The organism is Agrobacterium sp. CMT1, from assembly GCF_037203725.1.
Lineage (GTDB): Bacteria > Pseudomonadota > Alphaproteobacteria > Rhizobiales > Rhizobiaceae > Agrobacterium > Agrobacterium pusense.
This window is the reverse complement of record NZ_JBBCAR010000021.1, coordinates 1-16839: the sequence shown is the minus strand read 5'-3', so window position 1 is coordinate 16839 and position 16839 is coordinate 1. Positions and strand designations below refer to the sequence as shown.

The 16839-nt window shown below is 56.0% G+C and carries 12 protein-coding genes; 5 read left to right on the top strand and 7 right to left on the bottom strand.

Translation table 11 applies throughout. The features are described from left to right. The 3 genes from WA845_RS24705 to WA845_RS24695 are packed head-to-tail and all read right to left on the bottom strand — an operon-like array spanning position 1 to position 3694. Positions 1-1131: an ABC transporter permease gene (locus WA845_RS24705; protein ID WP_112555261.1), complete on the bottom strand. Its 1131-nt coding sequence runs from the start codon at positions 1129-1131 to the stop codon at positions 1-3. After that, positions 1124-2047, bottom strand: a complete 924-nt coding sequence (gene oppB / locus WA845_RS24700) for an oligopeptide ABC transporter permease OppB (RefSeq protein ID WP_004437372.1) — start codon at positions 2045-2047, stop codon at positions 1124-1126. The genes WA845_RS24705 and oppB overlap by 8 nt, the downstream gene beginning before the upstream one ends. 51 nt (positions 2048-2098) lie before the next feature. After that, positions 2099-3694, bottom strand: a complete 1596-nt coding sequence (locus tag WA845_RS24695; protein ID WP_112555263.1) for a peptide ABC transporter substrate-binding protein — start codon at positions 3692-3694, stop codon at positions 2099-2101. Positions 3695-4222: 528 nt separating this feature from the next. Between WA845_RS24695 and WA845_RS24690 the strand changes: the two genes are divergently transcribed. Next, the gene (locus WA845_RS24690) at positions 4223-6448 is read left to right on the top strand and encodes a putative bifunctional diguanylate cyclase/phosphodiesterase (protein WP_112555264.1); all 2226 of its coding nucleotides are present in this window, start codon (positions 4223-4225) and stop codon (positions 6446-6448) included. 308 nt (positions 6449-6756) lie between these two features. Further along, complete coding sequence (locus tag WA845_RS24685; protein ID WP_112555266.1) at positions 6757-7863, top strand: cache domain-containing protein; 1107 nt, start codon at positions 6757-6759, stop codon at positions 7861-7863. Between the two features lie 13 nt (positions 7864-7876). Here the strand turns inward: WA845_RS24685 and WA845_RS24680 are convergent, their stop codons facing one another. The 4 genes from WA845_RS24680 to WA845_RS24665 all read right to left on the bottom strand — a co-directional run bounded on the left by WA845_RS24680 (position 7877) and on the right by WA845_RS24665 (position 13343). Further along, positions 7877-9850, bottom strand: a complete 1974-nt coding sequence (locus tag WA845_RS24680) for a glycosyltransferase (RefSeq protein WP_112555268.1) — start codon at positions 9848-9850, stop codon at positions 7877-7879. Positions 9851-9853: 3 nt separating this feature from the next. Beyond that, a complete protein-coding gene (locus WA845_RS24675) occupies positions 9854-11047 on the bottom strand; it encodes an HlyD family secretion protein (protein WP_004437388.1) in 1194 nt (397 codons plus the stop codon). A gap of 297 nt (positions 11048-11344) precedes the next feature. Further along, entirely contained in the window at positions 11345-12298 is a 954-nt protein-coding gene (locus WA845_RS24670; protein ID WP_037090478.1) for a DUF808 domain-containing protein, read from the bottom strand. Between the two features lie 79 nt (positions 12299-12377). Continuing rightward, positions 12378-13343: a CorA family divalent cation transporter gene (locus WA845_RS24665; protein ID WP_112555270.1), complete on the bottom strand. Its 966-nt coding sequence runs from the start codon at positions 13341-13343 to the stop codon at positions 12378-12380. Between the two features lie 224 nt (positions 13344-13567). On the opposite strand from WA845_RS24665, the gene WA845_RS24660 reads away from it, so the two are divergent. The 3 genes from WA845_RS24660 to WA845_RS24650 all read left to right on the top strand — a co-directional run bounded on the left by WA845_RS24660 (position 13568) and on the right by WA845_RS24650 (position 16599). Further along, the gene (locus tag WA845_RS24660; protein ID WP_112555272.1) at positions 13568-15253 is read left to right on the top strand and encodes an FAD/NAD(P)-binding protein; all 1686 of its coding nucleotides are present in this window, start codon (positions 13568-13570) and stop codon (positions 15251-15253) included. A 19-nt stretch (positions 15254-15272) separates the two neighbouring features. Continuing rightward, entirely contained in the window at positions 15273-16031 is a 759-nt protein-coding gene (locus WA845_RS24655) for an MOSC domain-containing protein (protein WP_113344267.1), read from the top strand. 361 nt (positions 16032-16392) lie between these two features. Next, on the top strand, positions 16393-16599 hold the full coding sequence (locus WA845_RS24650; protein ID WP_112555276.1) for a hypothetical protein: 207 nt from the start codon (positions 16393-16395) through the stop codon (positions 16597-16599). Positions 16600-16839 lie beyond the last annotated feature (240 nt).

Genomic DNA, 16839 nt, shown 5'->3' with positions numbered 1-16839 from the left:
TCAACGATCCTTGGGATCGAGTGCATCACGCAACCCATCGCCGACGAAATTCAGCGAAAACAGGGTCAGCACGAAAAAGATCGCCGGGAATATCAGAAGCCACGGGGCGGACTGGATATTGTTGGCACCTTCGGAAATCAGCGCTCCCCAACTTGTCAACGGCGCCTGAACGCCGAGCCCGAGGAAGGATAGGAAGCTTTCCAGAAGAATGACTTTGGGCACGACGACCGTAACGAAAACGACCACGGGTCCGATTGTATTGGGGATGATATGACGGCGGATAATCTGCCAGTCGCTTAGTCCCAGAGCCTGCGCCGCACTGACAAACTCCCGTCGTTTCAAGGCGAGTGTCTGGCCACGCACGATGCGCGCCATGTCCAGCCATTCCACTGCGCCGATGACGAGGAAGATCAGGATGAAGCTGCGGCCAAAAAAGACGACCAGAACCACAACCAGGAAGACGAACGGCAGTGAATAGAGGATTTCGACGAAGCGCATCATCACGTTGTCGACGCGCCCGCCGATATAGCCCGCTGTTGCACCGTAGACCACGCCAATTCCCAAGGAAACGAGGCTCGCCAGGACACCGACCGCAATCGAAATCTGACCGCCAAGCATGACGCGCGCAAGCATGTCGCGGCCGTTGGAATCTGTACCGAAGAAAAAGTATTCGCGGTTGACGTCGCCTTCCAGCTTCAGCGTGCGTCCGTCGTCTTCGGTCGCAGTCACCCTGGTATTTTTGAATTCATTTGCACGGTCGAAGTAGCGTGTTGCGCGCGGATCGATTGCGCTGCTGGAGGCGATGGTCGCCGTGAAAGTCTGGCCTTCAACGGCAAATTCCTTCAGCTCGACGCGGGCCCGGCTCGCAACACCCTCCATCACGTCCTGAAGGTTATTCACATCCGGGCGTGGCTCGAGACTGGGCGCCACCGAGACATAGGAGGAAAACACCTGATCATAGGTATGTGCCAGGAAATGAGGCCCGACGAACGAGAACAGAGTGATAAGGAGCAACATGACGGAACCCGCCATGGCCGCCTTGTTGCGTCTGAAACGCAGGGCTGCCAGCTGGAACAGGCTGCGGCTTTTGATTTGTTGCGAATGAGGGTTAGTGCCGGGGCTATCAGTCATGTCTGACCCTCGGATCAAGAAGGCCGTAGAGAATATCGACGACTAGATTGAACAGGATGACGAAAATGGCGACGAGAACAACGGTGCCCATCACCAGCGTATAGTCACGATTGATGGCGCCGAGAACGAAGTAGCGGCCGACACCGGGAATGGTGAAGATCGTTTCGATGACTGCCGAGCCAGTCAAAAGCGCGGCGGCGCAGGGAGCGAGATAGGAAACGACCGGCAGCATTGCCGCGCGCATGGCGTGGAAAACGACGACGCTGCGCGCGGGAAGGCCATAGGCCTTGGCCGTGCGGATGTGGTCCATTCGCAGTGCCTCGATCATGGCACCGCGCGTCAGCCGGGCAATGACCGCAAGCTGCGGCAGCGCAAGTGCGATCATCGGAAGAATGAGGTAGCGTAGCGACCCGTCACCCCAGCTGCCTGCCGGAAGAAGCCCGAGCAGCACGGCAAATACAAGCGTGAGAACAGGGGCCACGACGAAGTTCGGGACGGTGACGCCCACTGTCGAGATTGACATGATCGAGAAATCGAAAGCGCTGTTTTGCCTGAGTGCTGCGAGCGTGCCGGCGAGCACGCCGCCCACCAGAGCCAGCAACAGAGCATAACAACCCAGTTCGAGCGAATAGGGTAGGCCCTTGCCGATCAGCTGCGCGACGGTGTTGTCCTTATAGATGTAGCTTGGGCCAAAATCGCCGGTGACGGCATTGCCGAGATAGATGAGATACTGGCGCCATAGTGGCTCATCCAGATGATAGGTTCTCATCAGATTTTCCATGGTCTGCGGGGGGAGAGGACGTTCGAGATTGAACGGACCACCGGGCGCAAAACGCATCAGGAAAAACGAGATCGTGACGACGATAAACAACGTCGGCACGGCGCTCGCCAAACGGCGCAGAATAAACGAGATCATGTTTTTGGGCTCCGGCATGGCACGGTGGCGGGGCCACCGTGCCAGTGCTGCTTATTCGGAAACGCTCAGGAAGCGGCTGAGGTGTTGATTGGCAGCGTTGTCCACCCAACCCTTGACGCGGTTGGACACTAGCCAAAGATCGGCCTGCGTCAGAAGCGGCGCTACCGGCTGTTCCTTCATGAGGATTGCTTCGGCCTCGTGCAGCAGCTTGGAGCGAGCTGCCGGATCCTTTTCCTCATAGGACTTCTTCAGCAATGCATCATACTCGGCGTTGTTGAACTTCGAGTAATTGAAGGTCTTGTTGGACGAGATGGAGAGCGCAAGGAAGTTTTCCGCATCCGCATAGTCAGCGACCCAGCCAGCACGCGCCACATTGAACCTGCCGCCTTCCTGGAGGTAGCCGTAGTGCGAGGCAACGTCGAGGTTCACGAGGGAGACCTTGGCGCCGAAGGTGTTTTTCCACATGTCGGCAATGGCGGTCGCAACGCGTTCGTGGTTGGGGTTGGTATTGTACCGGATTTCGATGGATAAAGGCTTGCCGCCTTCACCGTAACCCGCCTCCTTCATGAGCTTTAGAGCTTCGTCTTCGCGATCAAGCTGCGACAGGGTTGCAAAGTCGGCCTTGGCGGGCTCACCGTAGGAATCCATGCCGGGTGGAACCATCGAATAGGCCGGAACCTGCGAGCCGCTGTAGATTTCCTTGGCGAGGAATTCGCGGTCGACAGCCATGGATAGCGCCCGGCGCACGCGGACGTCGTCATATGGCGCTTCGCGCGTATCGAAGGTGTAGTAGTAGGTCGCGAGCGTCGGTGAAACGTGCACCTGGTCGCCATAGGATTTGCGCAGACGGTCGATCTGGTCAGCTGAAAAATTGTAGGCGAGGTCCATTTCCTTCGCCTCGAAACGGCGAACGGAGGCGGCCTGGTCGTCAACCGGGTAGAAGATCACCTTGTCGATCTTGGTATTGGCAGCGTCCCAGAAATTGGTGTTCTTGACCACAGTGAGGCTGTCGTTCGGAACATGAGCTTCGAGTTTGTAGGCGCCGTTCGACACCATCACGCCCGGTTTCACGAAATCCGCGCCGTTCTTTTCGTAACTCGCCTTGGAAATGGGCAGAGCCGTTTGATGGGCGAGCAGTTCAAGGAAGAACGGCGTCGGCCGCTCGAGCGTGATCTCCAGGGTCTTGTCATCCACCGCCTTGACGCCAAGCTGGTCAACAGGCGTTTCGCCCTTGTTGATCTTTTCGGCGTTCTTGATCGGGTAGAGAATATTGGCGTATTTCGCTGCGGTCTTCGGGTCTTCGACGCGCTTATAAGAGAAGACAAAATCTTCCGCCGTCACGGGTGTACCGTCCGACCACTTCGCATCGGCGCGCAGTTTGAACGTGTAAACGGTACCATCGTCAGACAGCGTCCAGCTTTCGGCCGTGCCCGGAATGATCTTGCCGGTCGCGTCATAGATGGTCAGACCTTCATAGAGATCCTTGACGATGAAGGCCTCGATGTTGATGGAGGTCTGTGCCTGATCGAGCGTCTGTGGTTCGCCGGCATTACCGCGGTGTAACACTGTTTCTGCAAGCGCAGAGCTCGCCCCCAAGAGAAGCGCAGCCATCACCACCGCGACCCGAGACCTAGCATTTATCGACATTTTTTCTTTCCCCGTGACTATTGAGCCGACAAATATGGCCAAATCGCCAGGAAGCGCAACCGAGACGAAATCATCAGGTAAAATTGCCACTGCAGAGCCAGGGGTAGGAGAAGCGGACGCAGCGCGTGCCCGAACTTCAAATAACGAACCTCAAAATGCGCACGCCCGTGAAGCGACGGTGCTCCACCGTTTTGACCAGTCGCCCAAATTTTCTGTTATTTTGGTGCCTCATCGCGTCTGGCAACTTTGCAGTCGGGCTGAGCGCCGGCAAGCCAAGAGGTTGCCATCGTAAGCCAAGTTGGAAGCGGACCGGCACCGGGTGTTACTCCTGCGGAATGAAAATACCATCGTTACAACCATGTCGGTGGAGAGATTGCCAGGTCGCTCCGTGACAGCGCAATCCCTCTTTCGAAACCGTTTTGTGCGGCACCGTACGAAAGCGATTTCGACCGGACTTAACCATGTTGGTTCCAGCCGCTTTAAGTTTCGTTCACGTAGTCTGGACGAAACACAGGCGGATATGAAACGATGCAAACCCTTCTGCAGTCGAAATGGTTTTGGAGATTTAGCCTGCCCGTCATGGCGTCATTCGCCATCTGCGGGCTGCTTCTCTTGTCACTCTATTTTGCGGCGATCGCAAGCGACGGTATCGCAGTTGCAAGGCAGCGTGACGTGGTCGCCCTGACGGTATCGAAACTCAAGTCATCGATTGCTCATGATCAGGAAAGCGCCACTGTCTGGGATGACGCCGTCACGAACTCCCTTGCCCGTAATCCAGACTGGATGGAAACCAATCTCGGCGTATGGATGAATACCTATTTCGGACACGATGCAGCAATCGTGCTGACAGCGGACCTTGATCCGATCTATCAATTTCTTGTCGATCACAATGACGCGTCCACCGCCGATGGTTTGCGGACCGCCTATCTCCCGTTAGCGACGAAGCTGAAGGAACGCCTTATCGCAGGCGATCAGGACGGAACGAGTAGCAAGGTGCTCTCCATAGGAGAAGCCGACATCGTCTACGTTGGCTCACGTCCGGCGATCGTAAGCATAAAACCGATCGTTTCCGACACGGGTGATATCGAGCAGCAACCGGGGCGAGAAAATCTGCATGTTGCGGTCCGATTTCTGGACGGAGATCTCGCAGCAACGGTGGGGCAGGAATACCAGTTCGAAAATCTTCGATTTGCCCTTCATCAGCCAACGGACCCGCGTTTTTCTTATCTTGCGTTGCATTCAACATCCGGACAGGTCGTTGGCTACTTCGAATGGCAGCCGTTCAGGCCCGGCCAGCAAGTCCTTGAAGCTACCATTCCCGCGATCGCATTTGCTTTTTTTGCCATATTCAGTGCAGCGAGCGTCGGCGGAAACGCCCTCTGGAGACGGTCGAACCGATTGAAGGCGAACCAGGAGCAGTTGCAGTATCAGGCGGCACACGACATTCTAACCGGCCTTGCCAATCGATCGGAATTCAATGCGAGAGTTGCGACCGCCGCGCAAAATGCGAGGGAAGACGAGGCACACGCCGTGCTGTTCATCGATCTCGACAGGTTCAAGGAGGTGAACGATTCACTTGGACATCCTGCAGGCGATAGATTGATATCACTTGTCGGGGCACGGCTCACGAGCCTTTTGCCCGACAGTCTTGTTGCGCGGATCGGTGGTGATGAATTTACCGTCCTTGTCACATCGAACGATTTGCTAAAGCCCGAGCATGTTGCAAAAGCCATTGTGGACGACCTTCGATTGCCTTTCGAGATCGAGGAGACGCAAGTCACAATTGGTGCCAGCGTCGGAGTGGCCGTAAAGAACGGCGCCTTTGATGCAAACGAGGCGATACGTCAGGCCGACATCGCACTGTATCACGCCAAAGCAGCTGGCAGGAATACTTACGCAATATTCGGCGAGCACATGGACGAGTTGCTTCGCAAGAGAAGGGCTATGGAAGCTGACCTGCGGAAGGCGGTCAACGGCCGCGCGGAGATAGAGATATTCTATCAGCCAGTCTTCTCAGCACGGGACGGGATGCTCTGTTCCCTCGAGGCGCTGGCCCGATGGAACCACCCCACACTTGGATACGTAAGCCCCGGAGAGTTTATTCCGCTGGCCGAAGAGTGCGGTTTGATCCACGAAATCGGAGCCATTGTGCTAGAAGACGCCTGTTCCATGCTGGCGCACTTTCCCGACATCGACATCGCGCTCAACGCCTCCTTGCTGGAACTGTGTTCGCCGGCCTATCCGCTGAACGTGATTGCTGCGCTCGAAAAATGGAAGGTTTCGGCTAACCGCCTGGAAATCGAAATAACGGAAAGCGCAGCTACCGGAGAGGACGGCCGATCGGAACGGACCATTGCGGCCCTGCGCGCAGCCGGAGTCAGATTTGCGATTGATGATTTCGGAACAGGATATTCGTCATTCTCGCGGGTTCAAAAGATTGAGGTGGATCGCATCAAGATTGACAGATCATTCATCGAGGAAATCCACAGAAGCGACAACAGGGCCCTCGTCACTGCCATGATCAATGTCGCGCGGGCCAAGGGGTTGAAGATTACGGCTGAGGGTGTTGAGACAACGGAGCAGCGCGATGCTCTGGAGAGCCTCGGTTGCCATCATCTGCAGGGCTTTCTACTCGCACGGCCCTTGTCGCCGAATGCTGCTCGCGCGCTGCTCTCGACCCCTGATCCCGTCTCGACGCTGCCCGGTCACGCGGGTTTCTGGCCTGACCGACAGTCGTATAACGTAAACTGCTGATCAACCGTCGCACTCCGCGGCGGGCGGAGCCAGGTAACTCTGCTCCCCCGCTTGTTCCTCGCCCTGTTATCGCAAAACACGACCTGCTTTTGGCGAAATGCTTCGTTCGTCTCAACACCAATGGGATGCAAGCCTTCCAAGCTCGTCACATTGGCTCCGTGCAGGAACGAGGTTGGTCGCGATGCCTGGCAGATCCGAATTCGCGACCTCACGCCGAAAAAACAACCCCTGATAATCGGCAGATTGCTCGCCCGCCGGCCGTTATCTAGTTTCGGTCGAGGTTGACACGACAAAACGCGCGGGTGTCCATGTCCAATGAACCAAAAAGTCGCCTGCCATCGTTGAGTGCGGTCACGGCGGGCTTCATGTTTGCCTGTATCCTCGTCGGTGCCGCGATTGTGTTCAAGGTGATTGACGATCGAATGCTCAGTTTCCAGGAGGCAAGTCTGCGTACTGCCGTGGAAACCAGGGTACGGGGCGTTCAAACAGCCTTCGCCGCTTCCCTTTATCGAGAATGGACAAACCTCGAAACGCTGGGAAGGTCGCTTGCGGTGAGCCAGCCTGAAGAGATCCAGGACGATCTTTCAACGCTCGTGGGAAGCGGACGGGTTGTGTCGTGGGCAGGTTATGCCGGAAATGACGGCAAAGTCCGTGTCGCGTCAAACGGTCTGTTGGTCGGCGCCGACGTGTCATCCCGTCCGTGGTTTCAGAGGGGACTTCAGGGCAACTTCGCCGGGGATGCGCACGAAGCGGTTCTTCTTGCGGCTAAACTTCCTGCTCCCGAAAGTGGGGAGCCGTTACGGTTCCTCGACCTGGCAGCCCCTGTAACCGGTGTTGGTCAGTCAGTAACAGGAGTTCTTGGGCTTCATCTCAATCTGGAGTGGGCAAAAGCCTACATTCGTGAGCTGAGTGATGCCCTGGACGTCGACGTCCTCATAGTCAATCCCGAGGGCAGGGCTGTTATATCGTCCACGAACGAGAGCCCTTCAAACCTGGATCTGCCAAGCTTTCGAAGAGCAAGGACAGGTGCCGCCGGCGTGAGCCTCGAGTTATGGCCTGATGGCAAGAATTACTTCGTAGCCACGCTTCCCGAGGCCAGCTACCAAAGCCTACCGAGGTTCGGTTGGTCCATTGTCGCGAGGATCGATGCGAACGCATTCAGCAATGCGGCCAGTAGCTTCTCCAGCGGTCTTTTTATTAGTTTGTCTCTTCTGACCCTGCTCCTTCTGCTCCTCATGTCATTGTTCATTGTCTCGTTTATCCGGCCGTTCCATCACCTCGCCGTCAATGCCAAAGCCGTTGCGGATGGACAGAACGTATATCCCTACGAGAGCAGGAGAACTTCCGAACTAGCGACAATCGGCTCGGCAATTTCTCGCTTGCAGGCAAGTGCAGACCGGCAGGACGGCGGTTAAGTAAGCTGGACCACTACTGGCGGGCAAAACGGGTGGTGGCATCCTTGATGATCGCCGATAGCCGTGTTGACGTGACACTTGGTACGCTCCCTCCAGCGTAAAGTCTTTTCAGCAAGAGCTGGTACTGTGTTTCATCCAACCCCAGCGCAACGACCAGGCCGTCGTCGGTCCGATTCAGCACCGTGGCGGTGAAATCTCCGATTTCTTTGAGTTTCATGATGATCTGGGTAGCTATAGGCGCGTCTACCCCTCTGAGACGGGCCGTTTCCTGCGTCAGGTCCGTCATCCAGACGCGCTTCAGCGCACCGCCGAGGGATATTACGACCCGCTCGGGACGGTCCGCATAGTGTTTCTCACGTCGTGGCAATTCGACACAGACCAGCAGCGTTACGGCAAGGATCACCAGATTGTAAACAGTCCAGAACAGGATAACGACCTTCCCGTCTCCTGCGTCATTGAACGCGAAACGGTCAGAGACCAGACCTATCAGGACCCCGGCGACGGTCAGAAACGTCAAAAGGAGGAAGGGGCGCATAAGACGCCATTGGACAACGACTTTGGTTCGGTCTCCTCCCTTTGCCGTAACACTGAAAGGATGACCTTTCGGCTTCACAAGCCCCACAATGGCGGCTCTCGATATGGGGAGCGCACCAAGCAACTGGCTGACGTCATTGACGATGGGGATCACCATTCCGGACGAGATGAAGTTCAACACGAACAGGATCCAGACCATATACGCCCCGAAATAGCTGATGACATCGGAGACAGATGCGTTGACCACCGTGATGTTGAAAAACCAGTAAAAGAGAGGAAAGGTCATGGAGGCGATGCGGAATGTGAAGGTGGTGAGCCAGAAAAATACCGAGTCAACGACACTCCAGCGGTCCCGCAGCCGCAAATTGTTCCGCGAGAAGGGACCCAGCCTTCCCCGGGCAATCTGCATGAGCCCCAGGCACCATCGCGCTCGCTGAGTGACGTATTCCTTCAACCCCTCCGGAGCAAGGCCCTCGGTCAACGCTTCGTTCAGATAGACCGTCCGATAGCCGTGCTCCTGCAACTGAAGCGTCAGCATGAAATCTTCCGTGATGCTGTCTGTCGGGAACCCACCGGAGGCCTGCACTGCCCTCCATCTGATCACCGACGACGTGCCGCAGCAGAATGCGATGCCCCACCCGTCGCGGCTTGGTTGTAAATGGTCAAAGAAAAAGCGCTGCTCGTCGGGATACGATCGGCTGAGCCCGAGATTATGCTGGATAGGATCCGGATTGAAGAAGTGCTGGGGTGTTTGAACCAGTCCGACCTCCTGGTCGTGGAAAAGCGCAAGTGCGCGCGAGACAAAATCCGTGTGAGGAACGAAGTCCGCGTCCAGCACGGCTATGAAGTCTGGCGGTTGATCGTCTTGCGCAAGAACGCCCAGGGCATGATTGATGTTGCCGGCTTTCGAGCCCTTGTTATCTGGCCTGCGAAGGTATCGAACGTCGTGCTCCTCGCAGAAGTCACGCAGCCAGTCACGGCGCCCGTCATCCAGCACAAGAACCTGGACGTCCGGATGATCGCTGGCCTTTGCCCCGACGACCGTCCGTTCCAGAACGGCTTGCTCCTCGTTGTATGTGGCGATCAGAATCGCGACTTTTGGAGGCGGATCCGGTTGCCACCAGGATTTATTCTCCTCGACTTCAGGGGACCGATCGGTGGTTCTGGTCAGGATTGTAAATGCGCTCAGCGACGAGAGAACAGATAATGCTTCCAGAGCAAAGAATGACCAACTGAACAGACAGTCCAGCGTGAAGCCGGGCGGGGCCAGGGTCTGGGTTCCTCGCCACCAGATATATCGCACCGCTAAAGCCATTCCGATTGCGAAAAGGAACGTCCTGTGGGTCCAGTTACGATTGTTCAGGAGGTATGGCAGGACGAGTGCGCACCCGAAGGCCAGAGCCAGATGAGCGAAGCTCGACTGAAGTTCGCTAAGATAGAGAAAACTGTCCAAGTCCTATCTCCATAGTCCTCGCAGCCAGTCAAAAGCGCGCGTTTCGAAAAACACCCTGCCCGTGCGCCCTGCGAGGCACCGAAGGTCGGGGTCGTCCCGCAGAGCCGGCACATCAAGTGCCACGTCGTACCTTTGGAGGTGGCGCTGACTCGGTGCTATTGCCATGTTTTCATAGATCGTAGCCGCGCCGGAACCCGCAAGGCGGATTACCGATCCCTGAAGAACCTGACGGCTTCGGTTAAGGCGAAAGGTCGCGGGTGCGCCGACCCTGAGGGAATTGTAGACGCTTTCCGACACGGATAAGGTCACAATTGCGGAGTCGCAGTCGATCAGGCGCATGAGGTCCTGACCGCGCTGGACCGTTTCGCCCGAAGCGGAGAGGTACTCCCACAGCGCACCATTCACATTCGCCACCAGATCTGAGGAAGAAAGTCTGTTTACACGAAGACGCTCGTTTGCCAGCCGATCGGAAATTGCAGCCAATGCCAGTTTCTTCGCCTCAAGTTGCGCTTTTAATTCCAGACGCTGCACGTCGATCTCGGAAATCCTCTGTTCGGAGTAGGGGGCGTCGTTAAATCCGTCTCCGAGGAATACTCCCCGCTCGGCCGCCTTCTGTGCCACAACGATTTCGGCGGCCTGAGCCTTTGCATTTGCGACCTCCAGCGCGGAAACCTCGGAAAGTGACTGGGCCTGTTCAAGGGACTGTGCGGTAGAAATGCCCTGACCGCTTAGCCGTGATGATCGCTCGCGGCTGAGTTCCGCGTATTTCAGACGTGCCTCGGACGCAGCACGCGAGGCGTCGGCAGACTGAGCCTGAGCCGCGAGCTGGCGTTTTCTTTCCTCACGATAGATAGCCGCGCGGGTCTGCAACTCATCAATCGATTCATCGAAAGACGTGACGACGGTCTCGAGCCTTTTTATTTCGGTCTGAGCATCGGCCTGTTGAAGTTCGAGATCAAGGAGACGGATGCCGTCAACAAGAGGATCCTCAAGAGAGCCCAGTGGATCGCCTTGCGCAACCTGGGCGCCCAGCGGCCTGGAAATCAATTCAATTTTGCCAGCGATGGGAGCGCGTATCGTCGTCAAACGGGCATTTATGAACGCATTCGCACTCGCGCCGCTAAGCTGCTCCCCAAGCACCACATAAAGAGCACCGCAGATCAGCAACAAACCGAATCCGATCTTTATGAGCTTCATGTTTCCTCCTCCGCATCTACCTAACAAAACGTACGGCCGGGGATCGGTTCACCCTGCTTGAGAAAACCCGCTCCCAGAGTTAGCGCGCGGTTAAATGACAACCGGCGCATATAGACTTTGACCTATCAAACCACCGAGCGCTAAACGTGTCTCAGGTCAAAACTTGCCCGCGAGTTTTTGTGGAGCGCTCGCTTTGCACGATTATCGACAGGAAAGGGCGAGAACGCGCGCGACGATCACCGAGAGGAGGTGGCTCGGCGAGCGTCATGGATAGATCAAGAAGTTCGGGAGACGTGACTAGGGTCGTTCGATACGACGCGTGAATTTCGTCCAGATCGACAGCAATAAGATCGTGACACCGCCGGTCGCTATACCGATTACCGCCTGAATAAACGCGGTGGCCAGCCAATTTGTCACGGAGGGGACAATCACCAGGGTTTGTTCTATCCTTGATGCGACTGTTTCGATCAGATGTTCAGGCTGATGCCATCCGATCCCAGCGAGGCTGTGTACGATAATGCTTCCGCCTACCCAGAGCATCGCCGCCGTTCCGACGATTGCCAATGCCTTGAGAAGAAACGGTACACCTTTGACCAGGCCGGCACCGACCGTTCTTGACAAGGGTCCACCGGACTTCGTCAGGTGCAATCCGACGTCATCTGCTTTGACGATGAGCGCGACCACGCCATAAACGGCTGCGGTGAGCAGGATGCCAACCGCCGCCAGGACCCCTGCCTGGGTATAGATGCCGGAGGAGGAGACACCAGCGAGTGTCAGCGCCATGATCTCGGCCGAGAGGATAAAGTCGGTACGAATCGCGCCTGCGACCTTGCGGTTTTCCAGATCTGTTGCATCAAGCGCCGCGTTGTCGTCCGGACCGTGTTCCGGGGCATGAGCGAAAAATGCCTCATGTAGCTTCTCCGCGCCTTCGTAGCTCAAGTATATGCCACCGATCATCAGGAGCGGTGTGATGAGCCAGGGAGCGAAATATCCGAGGACGAGAGCGATGGGCAGGAGGAAGATCAGCTTGTTTTTAAGCGATCCAAGCGCAATTTTGCCAATGATCGGCAGTTCACGCGCGGGAGCCAGACCGACGACGTAGGCCGGCGTGACGGCGGTGTCGTCGATCACGACACCTGCCGCCTTCACACTGGCTTTGGCAGTCTGGGTTGCGACGTCGTCGAGGGACGCGGAGGCAGCCTTAGCTATCGCTGCCACGTCGTCAAACAATGCGATCAATCCGGTAGCCAATTTAACTCCTGAACAGGTTCAGCGTTGTCCGTGATTTGGGGCCGTTGCACAGAATGGAGAGTAAAGGTTGCTCGATATATCACAGCCATCCTGTCTTCTTGAACCGGTAATAAAGTATCGCGCAAAGGGTGATGATTACGGCGATCACGACATAATAGCCGTATTCCGATTTCAGTTCCGGCATGTGCTCGAAGTTCATTCCATAAATGCCGGCGATCGCCGTTGGAACAGCCAGGATCGCGGCCCAGGCTGCAAGCTGGCGGGTGATCATACCCTGGCGCTGCTGTTCAAGCAGGTTCGAGGCCTCGAACACGGAAGTGATAACTTCCCGCAAGCCTGACATCATGAATTCGACGCGCCGTACATGGTCAAGCACGTCCCGAAAATAGGCTTTGGCGTTCTCATCAATACAGGGCAGCTCCAGATTGGCGAGCTTGCCAGCGACCTCCTCCATCGGGCCTAGAATGCGCTGAAAGCGGATCACCTGCCGTCGCATGCGGAAAAGCCGTCTGATCTGCTCCCTTTCGAGAAATGCAATCAGCATGTGCTTTTCCATCTCAAGCACCTTGTCCTCCAGCGTCTCGACCATCGGCAGATAACCGTCGACGACGAAATCGATGATACCGTGCAGGACATAGTCCGGGCGATGTTCGAGGAGTTGCGGAGACTGTTCGAGATGCTCCCTCAATTCCTTGTGGGAGCGTGCCGAACCGTGCCGGACCGAAATCACATGGTGCCGTCCGACGAAAATACAGGTTTCGCCATAGGCAATCTTGTCGCCCTCAAGATGAGCGGTCTTGATGATGACGAAGAGCTGATTGCCGTACACCTCAACTTTCGGCACCTGCCTCCCGTTCAGTGCGTCTTCGACGGCGAGTGGATGCAGGTCAAACATCGACTTCAGGCTCGCCATTTCCTCGACGGTCGGCTCGGTAATACCGATCCAGGCAAACTCGCCGTCCCTCTCGGGGAACGGTCGGCCAGTCAAGGGGAGTTCTTCGGCACGCTGGCCAAGGCGGTAGATGTAGGAAGCTATGACTGTCATGAAAACCGCAGTGAGTTAACCGTCATGATTTGGTATTCTGATATCGTAGTGACAAGATGGAACGGGCGATATCCTATCCCTAACGAATCCGCACACCAGCGTCATTGGCAGAATCGCCGCGTCACAGCGCATCGATCGAACGTGATTTTGCAGTCCCTGGAACAGTCCGCGCTGCACACCGTTATAAACCGGCGCTGCAAAGGGTGGCGTTGGAGATGGTATGCATGAACAGTCGCATTTGCATTATTGGTTCGGGTCCGACCGGAATCTTTTCCCTTCAGCGCCTTATTCATTCTCCTTCCCCAATGAGTATTACTGTCTTTGAAGCAGAAATGCTGGCGGGGAAGGGAACGCCCTATCTTCCCGGCTCAAATGATCCTGTCATGCTTTCCAACATTCCGAGCATCGAGATACCGCCGTTGCCGCTGTCACTGGTGGAATGGCTATCTCGCCAGGAAGACGATTATCTTAACCGTTTTGCCATTGTACGCGATGCCATCAGCGAGCGTGCGTTTTACCCGAGGTTGGTTCTCGGTGATTATTTTCAAGAGCAGTTCAGTGCGCTTGTGGATTATGGAGTCGAGAAAGGTCACCAGATCGATATCCGCCCCGGGCACCGCGTCAGTGATATATCGCTCGACGTCGACCATATCCGAATTTGCGTCGAAAGCCCTGACGGAAAGTTCGACGCGATCTATGACCACGTCGTGATGGCAACGGGCCATAATTGGCCTGATAAGACCGAAGTGCAACCAGGCTACTTTGCGTCTCCGTGGCCCGCTTCCGCGCTCAAAAGTTCCTGCTATGGAAGGCTTGGGATACTTGGGACGTCGCTCAGCAGTATCGACGCGCTTTTGACCGTCGCGGTATCCTGCGGCTCGTTTGTTTATGACGACACGGGAACAATGAGGTTTCACGCATCCGCCGGGCACGAAAACTTCACAGCCGTGATGATGTCCCGCAAGGGACTGTTACCGGAGGCGGATTTCTATTGCCCGCTTCCCTACCGGACACCGAGTGTTTGCACGCAGGAAGCTGTCAATAGCGAAATCGAGATTGGCTCTGCCGGTTTGCTCGACAGGGTTTTCGAGCTCTTCAAGCGGGAAATCGCGACCGCCGATCCTGACTACGCAGCCGAAATAGGGCTAAATTGCCTGACGGCGGACACTTTTGCTGACGCATATTACTCACGCCGGTCGGGAGTGGATCCGTTTGTCTGGGCAGCAGCAAACCTAGCCGAAGTCGAACGCAACGCAGAGCAGCGATTCACTGTGCCTTGGCGCTACGCCATACTCATCACACATGAAATCATCGCCAGAGCAATCCCGCACCTGGACACGCGTGACCTAGCGCGGTTCAACCGATCGTTTAAAAGTATATTCATCGATGAATATGCGACCGTACCCCACCTTTCGATCAAGCGTTTGCTTGCGCTTCGAAACGCTGGCAGGTTGGAAATTATCGCGCTGGGAGAAGATTACGCAATAGACACGTGTGGCCTTGCGCGGGGCGCCAGAGTGACCACGGCCGGCTCGGAAGAAGTCTTCGAAAGTTTCATCGATGCGACCGGCCAAACGGCGTTATCGGCACGGGACCTCCCGTTTCCTTCGCTCGTGAAGCAGGCAGCTGTCAAACCGGCTGTCACGCGCGTGGCTTCGACTGGATTAATAGCCGATACGACAGGCCACAACTTCAAGAGGACCGGTGGTATCGAGGTCGACGAATGCTATCGTCCACGCGATACCGGCTTGTTATCCAACCGGCTTTATTGCGTGGCAATACCATTCCTGTTGCATAAGAACCCCTTTGTACAAGGTATCACCAGCGCCGCGGAGTTGGGGCAGGCGGTCGCGCAGGCTATCCTCGACGATATTCGGGCGACGACAGCCGACTTGCTGCTCACAGCCTGACGTAGCGGACAGAATAGATATGACGGTCACTTTTCGCTCAAAACACGTTATCGGGAAAGTCGCTGAGATCTGGCGTTTCCCGGTAAGCTCGCTTGGTGGAGAACGATGCAAATGCGCAGAAATAGAGCCAGCGGGCATCGTCGGCGACAGGCGTTTTGCGCTGTTCGACAATGCATCCGGCATCGCCGCAGCGCCGGAAAAAGACGTTCGATGGCGGCCGGCACTTTTCCTCCGCAGCGCCATTGATGATGGCGGTGTGCGGATCACGTTTCCAACTGGGTGTAATTTCTATATTGAAGATCCTCAATTGCGACTGGAACTTTCGAAGTATTTCGGGTTCGACGTCGGTATCGGAAGTTTCATCGATGCGGACCCGCTTGCTCCTTCTCTTCCCACTGTCGAGAACCGATATTCGAGATCGGCACTTCACTTGGTCACCACTTCGTCACTGGCTGAGCTTCAACAAATGTTATCGGATAGTACGGTTGACCGTTTGCGCTTTCGGCCAAATATTCTGCTCGAAACCAGTAATGTGACAGGTTTTGCTGAGTTTCAATGGATCGGTAAGGTCATTAGTTTCGGGCTGGCGGAGGTCGAGGTGACAGACCTCACAAAACGGTGCGGAATGATCCTTGCCGCACAGCCTGATCTGCCGGAACAGCCGGAGATTCTTAGAACGGTATTGAGAAAAGCAGGTCGCGAATTTGGGGTTTACTGCGAACCTGTCAAAATAGGAAATATCGAATCCGGCCAGCGCGCAGAGTTGATTTCCGACTAGTCATTCCAAGGGTCGATTTCCAGGGATTAAAAGCAGGCCGAAAACCCTATAAATTATGCGGTATTTTACGCCATTTCTTCTCTTCAGTGGCGCGACATTGGCTTTTGGTCATTCCGCCATCGATGGCGTCTTGAACTGGTCGCCCGGCGCAGATGGTAAGCCGAGGTTGTTCCGGAGCTTGATGACAAGACTGTCGGGGTTGAGACTTCTCCGAACGCGCGTCCTGTAGTAGAAGAAAAGGCAGCGGTCCGAGAAGGCGAAGTCTCGCAGGCGGAGCCTCCGGCAAGGCAGTTGAACCGCCTTGATGAACTGAGGCAGGAGCGCGAAGACAAGCGCGATCGAGACGACCAGGAACGGTAAGATGAACGGAAAAAGCCTGCTTCACATGTACCACGAGCAGAAATTGGCGGACGAGTTTGCGCGTGATCGCAATCCTGAGGTGCTAGCGATTTTTGTTGCGGTCGCACTGTTCGTTGTAGTGTTCGTGGTGGGTGCAGCGCTCGGCACCGCTTGGGTCTACCTACAGCAATGGTATCAGGTCGCCACCAGCTACTGGCCGTTCCGATGAGTAATGAAAGCCGGGTTAGCCCGGCTTTCTGATTTTGAACGCACGAGAGCCCTCGATTGCAGACGGACGACCCTCCTTCGTACAGCTTTACCACGCAAGTCGTGATGCCTCGCGTGGGATCCACAATGATCACAACCGCTTACGTCATCGACGCCAAAGGCCTTTTGGTGACGCAGGCAGGATCCGTCCGTCTCATCCCGTGGACCTCTATTCGGTTCATACACGTTCACGTAACGAGTG